General features: G+C 58.0%; 8 protein-coding genes and 1 pseudogene. 7 read left to right on the forward strand and 2 right to left on the reverse strand.

Going from position 1 to position 9550, the window contains the following annotated elements:
• A pseudogene (locus tag X726_RS1000000170955) lies at positions 1-75 on the forward strand (transposase); the annotation flags it as partial.
• A gap of 259 nt (positions 76-334) precedes the next feature.
• On the opposite strand, the gene X726_RS137770 reads toward X726_RS1000000170955, so the two are convergent.
• Both X726_RS137770 and X726_RS137765 read right to left on the reverse strand, forming a co-directional pair.
• On the reverse strand, positions 335-1411 hold the full coding sequence (locus tag X726_RS137770) for a hybrid-cluster NAD(P)-dependent oxidoreductase (RefSeq protein ID WP_031204576.1): 1077 nt from the start codon (positions 1409-1411) through the stop codon (positions 335-337).
• A 90-nt stretch (positions 1412-1501) separates the two neighbouring features.
• Positions 1502-2359 carry a LysR family transcriptional regulator gene (locus tag X726_RS137765; protein ID WP_023673822.1) on the reverse strand — a complete coding sequence of 286 codons (858 nt, stop codon included), beginning with the start codon at positions 2357-2359 and terminating at the stop codon, positions 1502-1504.
• Between the two features lie 129 nt (positions 2360-2488).
• Here X726_RS137765 and X726_RS137760 point away from each other — a divergent pair, with 129 nt between their 5' ends.
• The 6 genes from X726_RS137760 to X726_RS137735 all read left to right on the forward strand — a co-directional run bounded on the left by X726_RS137760 (position 2489) and on the right by X726_RS137735 (position 9301).
• Positions 2489-3571 carry an amidohydrolase family protein gene (locus tag X726_RS137760; RefSeq protein ID WP_031194312.1) on the forward strand — a complete coding sequence of 361 codons (1083 nt, stop codon included), beginning with the start codon at positions 2489-2491 and terminating at the stop codon, positions 3569-3571.
• Positions 3572-3582: 11 nt separating this feature from the next.
• Positions 3583-3936, forward strand: a complete 354-nt coding sequence (locus X726_RS137755; RefSeq protein WP_023673824.1) for a Rieske (2Fe-2S) protein — start codon at positions 3583-3585, stop codon at positions 3934-3936.
• 121 nt (positions 3937-4057) lie between these two features.
• The gene (locus X726_RS137750; protein WP_023673825.1) at positions 4058-5665 is read left to right on the forward strand and encodes an ABC transporter substrate-binding protein; all 1608 of its coding nucleotides are present in this window, start codon (positions 4058-4060) and stop codon (positions 5663-5665) included.
• A gap of 87 nt (positions 5666-5752) precedes the next feature.
• A complete protein-coding gene (locus X726_RS137745) occupies positions 5753-6799 on the forward strand; it encodes an ABC transporter permease (protein ID WP_023673826.1) in 1047 nt (348 codons plus the stop codon).
• Complete coding sequence (locus tag X726_RS137740) at positions 6796-7680, forward strand: ABC transporter permease (protein WP_023673827.1); 885 nt, start codon at positions 6796-6798, stop codon at positions 7678-7680. The genes X726_RS137745 and X726_RS137740 overlap by 4 nt, the downstream gene beginning before the upstream one ends.
• Positions 7670-9301 carry an ABC transporter ATP-binding protein gene (locus X726_RS137735; protein WP_023686074.1) on the forward strand — a complete coding sequence of 544 codons (1632 nt, stop codon included), beginning with the start codon at positions 7670-7672 and terminating at the stop codon, positions 9299-9301. The genes X726_RS137740 and X726_RS137735 overlap by 11 nt, the downstream gene beginning before the upstream one ends.
• Positions 9302-9550: the final 249 nt, after the last annotated feature.

Consider the following 9550-nt stretch of genomic DNA (forward strand, 5'->3'; position numbering starts at 1 on the left):
TCCACCAACATGCTGGAGCGGCTCAACGAGGAAATCCGCCGGCGCACCTATGTCGTGCGCATCTTCCCCAATACGAATTGGTCCTCGAGCCGAGATAGCGCGTTAGTCCATACCCGACATTGCGATGTCCAGAAATCGACCGTTTCGCGAACAGCGATGACTACTCGGAGCTGCTATCTCGTTTGCGCCACGAACTGTCCCCTGCCCTCAATGCTTCCAACGTCTCATTTGGGGGCCGATAACGGACTGACAGCTTCGAGCGTCGAGCCGTTGGGTTAGACCCTGACGCCGATGCGTGCGCCGACGGAATCTTCCAACAGTCAACAACGCCGAGCTAAGCGTCGAGCAAAACCGTCCCTCGCGGGCGGCTGCAACATGCCAGGACATAGCCGGCAGATTTCTCTTTAGCATTCAGTCCGCCTAAATCGTCCATGGTAACCTCGCCGGATAGTTTGGCTATTCGGCACGTTCCGCAAACGCCCTGCTGGCAGGCGGTTGGGATGTAGATGCCACAGTTCCGCGCCGCGTCCAGCAGGGTCTCTCCGGGCGCGCAGCGATGCTCCACACCCGAGCGGACAAAACGGACCGAAGACGAAATCGCCAAGCCCAATTCCGACCGAGAACCATTGCTGCCTCCGAAACTCTCCTCGTGATACTGCGCTGGCGGGAAGCCTATTGCATCAAGGCAGGCGCGTGCCGTCTTCATGTACCCTTCGGGCCCACAGGCAAAAACAGTGCGCTTTTGAAGATCGGGAACCAGGCTCAGCAGCATCCGACCATCAATTCGGCCGGTTGAACCCGTCCAAGCGGGACCTCCCTGGCCGCAAACCAAAGTCACTTGAACATTGGGAAAGCGAGCGGCAAGTGCTTCCAGTTCCGCTCGGAAGATGATGTCGCCTGGGGTTTTCGCGCTGTGAATGAAGCGGATCTCCCTGTCGTCTGCGCGGTCTGTAAGCGCACGCAGCATTGACATGGTCGGAGTCACGCCGCTCCCGCCCGAAAGGAAAACAGGTTTCTCCGACGGCAATTTATCCAGATTGAACGAACCGAGCGGCCCTTCGATCTCGATCTCGCTGCCCGGCGTCAAATGGTCATGGATCCAGTTGGAAGTGAGCCCGCCTTGCGTTCGCTTCACGGTGATCTGAAGATCAAGCGGTCGCGTCGGCGGTGACGATACCGAGTAGGCGCGCGTTATTGTGGCGCCGTTGATCCTGAGGTGCACGAGAACATACTGGCCCGCGCTGAAGCAGAACATCCGACCAGCGGCAGATGTGAGAACAAATGTTTTCACATCGTGCGTCTCGTCTATCACGCGACGGCAGAGCACTATATCTCGCGTCTTTTGTGCCCATCGCCGCTGACGCATGGTGGGCACGACATCTGAGGCTTGGATGGAGGCGTATGCATTCATCGTGCGGCTCGGCGTTAGGTCGAGCGAACATGCCAGTTCTTACCCCGCTGAACAGCAATATTATTCCAGCGTTATGATCGGGAATATCGATTAAACCTCCAGCGACATAACAGCGAGATGGAGAGCACGGATGCCTTTGCGAATGATCGGTTCGTGTTTGCGGCGTGCCAGTATCGCCGTATGGACTGGCTGGTGCAAGGTCGGCGCTCCTTCGACCAGGAACGATGGAAGCTCACCGGTAAACCTGCGCGCATCATCGCTGCGCATGTAGCAAGTGCCGCCCGTTCGCCGGAGCATGATCTCCGCCAGAGCTTCCGATCCGGTCGAAAGTCGGCAGATCGCCAATTGGGCCAGCATCTCTGCGTGCGTTTTCTCCAGCACGACGGTGTAGCCTGGTCGGATGTAGGTGTCGGGATCGACGTCCGACAGGTTTCTGGCGGCAGTCGAAACCATTACATATTCCTCGACCATCAGGTGCTCGTATGCGATCTCAGGCAAGTAGCGGGGGGCATAAAGCACCGCGATATCCAGGTTTCCCATGCTGAGGTCGCTGACCATCTGGTTCGAATAATCCGACTCGACATGGATTGAGGACTTCGGAAGTGCTTGGCACAGGGTTTCGACCCACCCGGGCAGGACTGAGCGGGTCATGCCCACTTGGGCGGCAACGCGCAAGGTGCCTTCGAAACGGTTGAAGGCCCGGACATCGTGGCGAGCCTGCGACCAAGTGGATACCAGAGATCTTGCGTAGGCTTCGAACCGGCGCCCTGCGGCAGTCGGCTCTGCCCCGGCGCGTCCGCGTTGGAACAGTTCAGATCCGATTGCGCTCTCCAGGTTCTTGATGCGGGTGCTGATTGTCGATTGGGTTAAGCCCAACCGATCTGCGGTGCGATTGAAATTTCTCGATTCGATGATGTCGAGAAAGGTTTCGATGTGATCAAGCTGCATGGAAATCCCGATCGAAAAATTCGATCATGTTCCTGCCTACCATAAGCTTGATCAAACAATACTCAAGGGGGAAGCTGCACCAGATCATCGGCCGGCGCACCGCCGGGACGGGCCACGGAGCGGAACAAAGTGTTCATAGTTGATTGCGACTGTCACAATTACTGGTCAAGCGCCACCGTGTTGACGCCATACCTTTCCGGCTTGTGGAAAGACATGTTCACCGAGGGCGAGAAAACAGGTCCAGTCGGCGCATTTCCGCATGGCCATCGCCCCTGGTTTCATCCGCAGGACTTCTCCCGCAAGGACGTCCGTCCGAAGACGGAAGCCGACAATTATCTCATCATGAAAGAGAAGCACCTCGACAAGTACAAAGTCGACGTGGCGATCCTCACCGGCGATGAGCCGATCGAGGCGTCGACCCTCGCCAATCCTTACTATGCCAGCGCCCTGGTCAGCGCCTACAATGACTATCAGATCAACCAATGGCTGCCGAAAGACGATCGTTTCATGGGTTCGATCATCATCGCACCACAGGATCCGAAGCTCGCTGCCGCCGAGATACGCCGTCTGGGCAGTCATCCGCGTATGGTCCAGGTTCTCGCTTCCCAAGGGTCCGTCAAGCCGTATGGAGACCCGTTCTACCATCCGATCTACGAAGCTTGCGCTGAAGTAGGGTTGCCGTTCGCCATACATCTGGGCGGGCATGGCGGCGTGAATTCAACTGCCATTGCGCCTGCGCCCACGACATTCTTCTGGGAAACGCATGCCATTTTGCACATGTCCGCGATGTCGCACGTGGCAAGCATGATCGCCCATGGCGTCTTCGAGAAGTGGCCGGACCTCTACTTCGTGATCATCGAGTGCGGTGTCGCCTGGGTTCCGTCGGTCCTGTGGCGCCTGGATGCCGACTACAAAGCGCTGCGTAAAGAGACGCCATGGCTGAAGATGCTGCCATCGGAATATTGCCGGCGCAACATCCGCTTTTCCACGCAGCCGCTGGAGCAACCTGCAAACATCCAACATCTCTGGTCCACGCTCGAAGCCATGGACGGGGAAAACACGCTGATGTTTGCGTCGGACTATCCGCACTGGGATTACGACGATGCCAACACGCTGCAAATCCCTCCTGCCTGGAAGAGCAAGATCATGGGACTGAATGCGTTGGAAGTCTACAAACGCATCCCCCGTGCGCAAGCCGCGAATGCTGCCTGAGGAAGCATACGATGCCCGAGAAGACATATATCTGCCGCGTCGACGAGATCGAAACAGGATCTCCGTTTATCGCCAAGATCCGCAGCCTTTCGGTCGGGATTTTCCGCATCGGAGATTCATTCCACGCGCTGCTGAATGTCTGTCCGCACCGCGGCGCTCCACTTTGCGAGGGACCGCAATGCGGGACAACCGCGCCCGTTGAACAAGCGCAATTCATCTATCATCGCGAAAACGAGATCGTTCGATGCGCCTGGCATGGCTGGGAATTCGACATCAAGTCAGGTGAAGCCTTGGTCGATCCGTCCATTCGCGCTCGCACATTTCCAGTCACCGTCGAAGCCGGCAGCATCTATGTGACGGCCTGATTGGCCCAAAAGCCGATTGGGATTGGAAAAATTCGAAGAAAGATGGCCGAAGCCAACTAGCAGATTTGTTCGCAGGTGCTTGAAAGAAATAACGCGGAGAACTCCGCAATGGGAGAGTCAAATGTCAGAATCTGAATACAAGCTTGGTCTCGCGCAAAGCCTGGTCGGTGGCGGCAAAGTTTCCCGCCGCGACTTCATTCATCTTGGGATAGCCGCAGGCCTGACGGTCGCCGCCGCCGACACGCTCTTCGTCGCCAGGGCGCGTGCCGAACCGATGCACGGCGGCTTCGCCAAGCTCGGCATGGCTCATGGCGCGACGACGGATTCAATCGATCCGGCCGGCTACCCCGATACGTTCACACAAACCGCGTTTTCGGGCTCGCTATCCAACAGCCTCACTGAGGTCGACGCCAAAGGCAATGTCCAACCGGACCTCGCCGAGAGCTTCGAATCTTCGGATGGGGCCAAGACCTGGGCCTTCAAGCTGCGCAAAGGCGCAACCTTCCACAACGGCAAGACTGTGACGGCGGATGACGTCGTGACGTCATTGCAATATCACATGGGCAAGGACACAAAATCGGCGGCGAAGTCGCTGTTGGAGTCCGTCGCCGGGATCAAGGCCGACGGCCCGGAAACGGTGGTCTTCACGCTCAAGAGCGGCAACGCCGATTTCCCTTACATCATGAGTGACTACCATCTGGTCATCATGCCAGCCAAGGACGGCAAGGCGGACTGGGCTTCAGGGGTTCGCACCGGCGCTTTCCTCCTTGAGAATTTCCAGCCCGGCGTTTCGGCGAAACTCAAGCGCAATCCAAACTACTTCAAAAACGGCAAGCCCTATCTCGACGAGGTGGAATTCATCGCCATCACTGATCTTGCCGCTCGCATGGCGGCCTTGTCGACGGGCGAGGTGGACTATATCGGCCGCGCCGACCTCAAGACCCTCGGCATGTTGAAACGCAATCCGAAGGTGGAAATCGTCGAGGTCACCGGCTACGGACATTATACCTTGCCGATGAATGCCGCGATGGCGCCGTTTGATAATCCAGACGTGCGAACGGCATTGAAATGGGCGATCAATCGCCAAGAAATCGTCGACAAGATCTTTCTCGGCCACGCCACCGTGGCTAACGACAACCCGATCGCGCCAGCGATCAAATTCGCCAAGGATCCGCAACCGCAACACAACTTCGATCCGGAAAAAGCCAAGCACTACCTGAAAAAGGCCGGAATGGAGAACCTGAAGGTGGATCTCTCGGTCGCCGATGCCGCTTTTGCAGGCGCGGTGGATGCGGCTTCGCTCATTCGCGAGACGGCAGCCCAATGCGGCATCGACGTCAATGTCGTGCGGGAGGCCGAGGACGCTTATTGGGACAATATCTGGCTCAAGAAACCCTGGTGCGCATCCTATTGGAGCGGTCGAGCGACGGCCGACTGGATGTTCACGCAAGCCTTCGCCGCGGACTCCAGCTGGAATGAGTCGTTCTGGAAAAATCCCCATTTCAACGAATTGCTTGTTAAGGCGCGGGCCGAGACGGACGAGGCCAAGCGAGCGGCGATGTATGCCGAGATGCAGCAACTAACCCACGACGATGGCGGCAGCATCGTGCTGGTCTTCAACAATTTCGTCAGCGCCCAATCCAAAAAGCTCGCACATGGCGAAGTGGCGCCCAACTGGGAGAACGATGGACTGAAAATGGCCGAACGCTGGTGGATCGCCACGGCATGAAAAGGCGGCCGGGGCCACGATGGTTGTGAGGCTCCGGTCGGCTTGCTCCGAGTGCAGGACTGCCGCCCAAAGGGAGACGGCACTCACATGAACCCCGTCGCAAGAACGGTTCTGCAGCGCCTTGGCCTCGGCCTGGTCACTTTGTTCATCGTGTCCATCATCATCTTCTCTGCCATCGCGATGCTTCCGGGCGACTTCGCCAAGGCCACGCTCGGGCAGTCGGCGACGCCCGAAACGGTCGCCGCCTTTCAGCGGGAAATCGGCATCGATCGTCCGCCTGTCGAGCGCTATTTCGTCTGGGTCGCGCAAATGCTTCACGGCGACTTCGGCTCTTCGTTCGCGAGCCGCACCGGATATCGGCGTACCGTGGCCGAGATCATCGCGCCACGCCTCTACAATACGATGTTTCTTGCAGCGGTGACCGCGCTGATAGCGGTTCCGCTGGCGCTTGGGCTTGGCATTCTCGCCGCGCTGTACCGCAACGGCTGGTTCGACCGGCTGGTGAATGCCGTGACACTGACAACTATTTCGTTCCCGGAGTTTTTCGTCGCCTATATGCTCGCCTACCTGGTGATCTCGCGCGACACGTTCATTGCATCCGATTTCGCTCAATCCCTGCCCCATTGGCTCAGTATCTCACTGACCTGGGCACTCAATGCGGTTCCCAAATTTCCGACATTGTCGAATGTGAACGATCAGACCCCATTTTGGGAGCACCTCTGGAAAGTGGCGCTGCCGGCAATCACCCTTACACTCGTGATCGTGGCCCACATGATGCGCATGACCCGAGCGGCCATCATCAACATGCTCGCAAGCCCCTACATCGATATGGCGCGCCTCAAGGGAATGTCCCCGATGGTGATCGTGCTGAGGCATGCCCTGCCCAATGCCTGGGCTCCCATCGTCACTGTCGTGGCGTTCAATATGGCATATCTCATCGTCGGAGTGGTCGTGGTCGAGGTCGTTTTCGTCTATCCCGGGATCGGCCAACTGATGGTTGATGCGGTAAAATCCAGGGATGTTCCGGTTGTCCAGGCCTGTGCCCTGATTTTCGCCGCGACCTACATCCTTCTCAACCTGCTGGCCGACATTATTTCCATCGCCACCAACCCCAGGCTCTTGCACCCACGATGACCAGATCCCAATCTATCGCGGCGGTTCAGAGGCTGAGGCGCTCGCGTGCCAGCCGGGCGACAACAGCGCTGAAGAAGGCACCGCTTAGTGCATGGTTCGGCATCGTGGTGATCGTTGGCTACGTCCTTGTTGCGGTCTTCGCGCACTGGATAGCCCCATATGGCGAGACGCAGGTCTTCAGCGAAGCCTTCGCGCCGTGGAATCAGGAATTCAAATTGGGAACCGACCAGCTCGGCCGCGACATGCTCACCCGCTTGATCTACGGTGCGCGCAACACCATCGCTATCGCGGTCGCGACTACATTGCTCTCCTTCGCGGTAGGCGTGTCGCTCGGCCTCCTTGCCGCATTGTATAGGGGGTGGCTCGACCAGATCTTGTCGCGTGCGGTGGACGTGCTGATGTCGATCCCGAGTCTGATCTTCGCGCTGGTGCTTCTGTCGATCTTCGGCTCGTCGATCACCAGCCTGATTGTTATCATTGCGCTTCTCGATTCCACCCGTGTCTTTCGGCTTTCTCGCGCCGTTGGGCTTAACGTGGCCGTGATGGAATATGTCGAGGTGGCGCGATTGCGCGGCGAGGGACCGAGATGGATCATCGCCAATGAAATCCTTCCCAATGTCATGCCTCCACTGGTCGCCGAGTTCGGCTTGCGATTCTGCTTCGTGTTCCTGACAGTCGCGGCGCTGTCGTTCCTCGGAGTCGGTATTCAGCCGCCGACGGCCGATTGGGGATCAATGGTGCGCGAGAACGCAACCCTGATCACTTACGGCGATGTCACGCCGCTGCTTCCGGCCGGCGCGATAGCTCTTCTTACCGTATCCGTAAATTTCGTTGTGGACTGGTACCTGCACGCAACAAGCGGGTTGCGGGATGAAAAGTAGCGATCCAGGCTCACGCGAAAAAGGAAAGGATCTACTGCAAATCCGCAATCTGCATGTGGAGGGATCCTCGGACGAACAGTGGCATCCCATCGTCCGCGGGATCGATCTTACGCTGAAGCGGGGGGAGGTTCTTGGCCTAATCGGCGAGTCAGGCGCCGGCAAGTCCACCATTGGCCTTGCCGCAATGGGCTATGCCAAACCGGGCTGCCGGATCACACAGGGCTCGGTCCTGTTCGACGGGATTGATCTCCTGGCAGTCAATGAAAAGGGGCGCCGTCGTCTCCGGGGCTCCCGCATTGCCTATGTCGCGCAAAGCGCGGCGGCCTCCTTCAATCCGGCACATCGACTTTTGGAACAAACCATCGAAACCGCGGTGGCGCATGGAATCGTCAGCCGGGAAGAGGCGAACCGGAGCGCCGTGGATCTTTATCGGCGTCTTCAGCTCCCAGAACCCGAGAGCATAGGCTTTCGCTATCCTCATCAGGTCTCAGGCGGGCAGTTGCAACGGGCCATGACAGCGATGGCAATGGCTTGTCGACCGGACCTCATAATATTCGACGAGCCAACAACGGCGCTCGATGTGACCACGCAGGTTGAAGTCCTTGCCTCCATTCGCAACATCGTTGAGGAATTCAGTACTGCTGCAATCTACGTAACGCATGACCTGGCGGTGGTGGCGCAAATGGCGGATCGCATCATGGTTCTGCGACACGGAGTTACCGTGGAGGTGGCTGACACACGCCAGATGCTGGCCTCCCCCAGCCAGGAATATACGAGGACGCTCTGGGCAGTCCGCAAGCTCGCCAAGCCCGAAGTTCCAGCCGATGACTATCTCTTGACGATAGACAACGTCACCGCGGCTTATGCCGGAGGGGTCAAGGTGCTCCAGGATGTCTCCATCAAGGTTCCGCGCGGAAGAACAGTCGCTGTGGTCGGCGAATCCGGTTCTGGGAAATCGACGCTCGCTCGAGTCGTTACCGGACTCTTGCCGCCAAGTTCGGGTTCGATTTCTTTCGCAGGCCAGCTCCTTTCCAAGAGCCTGAAGGCGCGGCCCAAGGAGGTCCTGCGTCGCGTCCAGATGATTTATCAAATGCCCGACAACGCCCTTAATCCGCGCCAAACGGTCGAAGAAGTCTTAGAGCGGCCACTCGAATTCTACCTCGGCCTCAAAGGCGCGCAGAGAGATCGCCGGATAAGCGAACTTATGCACATGGTCGAGATGAGCGAGGATTTTCTGGAACGTCTACCTGGCGAGCTATCAGGTGGCCAAAAACAACGCGTCTGCATTGCGCGGGCATTGGCTGCCGAACCGGAGCTTATCATCTGCGACGAGATCACATCCGCGCTCGACCAAATTGTGCAGGAGGAGATCCTCAAGCTTCTGATGCGCCTACAGCGTGAACTCGGGATGAGCTACATCTTCATTACCCATGACATTGCCACGGTGCGCGCGATAGCAGACGAGATTGTCGTCATGCACGGCGGCAAAGTCGTCGAGCAGGGATTGAAGAGCGTGGTTCTCACACCTCCGCATGCCGCTTACACCGAACGGCTTTTGTCCTCTGTTCCCGAAATGGATCCTGACTGGCTGACAAGATTGCTGGCCAGTCGGAAAATCTGACAGGTTGCAAGGTGGTCAGGAATTAAGTCCCCGTCCGCCCATCTTCCACGTGCTTTGAAGGGCATGATCGAGCTCCACGCGCAGCGATCAGCGCGACTATTATGCACGCCTTCTGGAACCGTCTATCGCTGATCCAGGACCATCAGGCTAGGTTTGACGCTGAGGCGTATCGGAAATACGTTCGCGCACGGCATGCTCGGTCTTGTCTGCTGTGGACTTCACGATCTCGCCGAGCTGATCGGCTATCGT

This window comes from Mesorhizobium sp. LSJC285A00 (genome assembly GCF_000503155.1).
GTDB lineage: Bacteria > Pseudomonadota > Alphaproteobacteria > Rhizobiales > Rhizobiaceae > Mesorhizobium.